Raw genomic sequence first — 1,425 nt, 5'->3', positions numbered from 1 at the left:
GCCCGCGGCACGGCCGGAGAAGATGCAGCCGCCCAGGAACGTGCCCTCCAGCGACCGGTAGCCGTGGACCCCGCCGCCGCCGCCCCCGCCGCGCCCGAGGCCGCCGCCGTCGCCTACCAGGCCACCCAGCTGGCCCCGGCGATCGAGCTGCCGCCGGGCGCCACCCCGCCGTTCCCGATGCCGATGCCCGGCGCCCCCGGCCAGCCCTTTCCCGGCGCCCCGGCGCCGCAGGGCGCGCCGCCGTTCCAGGCGCCCCCGCCGCAGCCCTTCCCGGGCGCCCCGCAGCCCGGCGGCTTCCCGCCCGGCGCGCCCGGCCCCGCGGCCCCGCCGCCGGCCGGTCCGCCGACGGTCGGCCCCGGTACCACCGCCGTGGTCAACTACCGGGGCCCGGACGGTTCCGAGCTCAACCTGGTGATGACCTCCGAGCTGGGCACCCCGCACCCCGAGTGGAAGGCCCTCCAGGAGCTGCGCCGCCTCGGCGTGCCCGCCGACCAGGTGCTGGAGGTGCACACCGACCTGGAGCTGTGCGACCTGCCCGGCGGCTACTGCGCCCGGATGGTGCGGGCGTCCTGGCCGAACGCCCGGATCAGCCACACCGCCCCGTACGGCCGCGACGCCGCCGCCCGGCAGGCCGGCATGAACGTGCTCAGCGAGCACGTCGAGCAGCTGCACCAGCTGGTGTCCGCGCCGCCGCGCCCGCGCACCGTCCGGGTGCCGCTGCCCGCGCCCGGCACCGTCCCGCAGCTGCCGCCCCCGCCGCCGCAGCAGCTCGCGGCGGAGCTCGCCGGCATGTTCGGCCCCTCGATGTTCCGGTTCGAGCAGCGCGCGGTCTCCCGCCAGGGCGTGCCGGAGCCGGTCGCCCAGACGCTCATGTGGGTCGGCCTGCCGCGCGAGTTCGCGCCGTTCTTCTGGGCCCAGGCCCAGGAGGGCCGCCCCATCCCGACGCTGGCCGAGCTCGCCGCCGAACGCGGCCTGCCGCCCGGCCCGGACTTCGGCGGCTACCTCGTCCTCGGCAACGACTACGGCCGCCAGCTGTGCGTCCAGTACGGCACCGCCGCGGTGGTCGCCGTCGACATCGAGAACCCGGCCGAGCCGCCGCGCTTCGTCAACTCCGGCGTCCCCGAGTTCGTCGGCTGCCTGACCGTGCTGGCCCGGATGTGGCGGCTGCGCTACGGCCTCACCCCCGAGCAGGCCGGCCGCTGGACCACCGACTTCCAGGCCCAGCTGATGGCGGTCGACCCGGCCGCCGTGCACACCCCCGAAAGCTGGTGGGCGGTCCTGGTCGAACAGCTCTGGGACGGCCTGCTGTAGCGCCCCGCCCCGCGGCCGGTTCCGGCGGCCGCGCGGCCGCCCCCGGTTTGGTTTGCGGTCGGATCAGCGCAAAATAGGTCAAAGGGACGGTTCGTCCGCCCCACCGGCACCAGG

Annotated in this window: 1 protein-coding gene; it reads left to right on the top strand. The window is 77.4% G+C overall.

Annotation, left to right across the window (positions count from 1 at the left end):
* A partial coding sequence (locus ACFUEL_RS39700) for an SUKH-4 family immunity protein (RefSeq protein ID WP_380243093.1) occupies positions 1–1,311 on the top strand: 1,311 nt, incomplete at its 5' end.
* Positions 1,312–1,425: the final 114 nt, after the last annotated feature.

It is taken from the genome of Kitasatospora sp. NPDC057198, assembly GCF_042670125.1.
Taxonomy (GTDB): domain Bacteria; phylum Actinomycetota; class Actinomycetes; order Streptomycetales; family Streptomycetaceae; genus Kitasatospora.
This window is presented reverse-complemented; position numbering and strand designations above follow the sequence as displayed.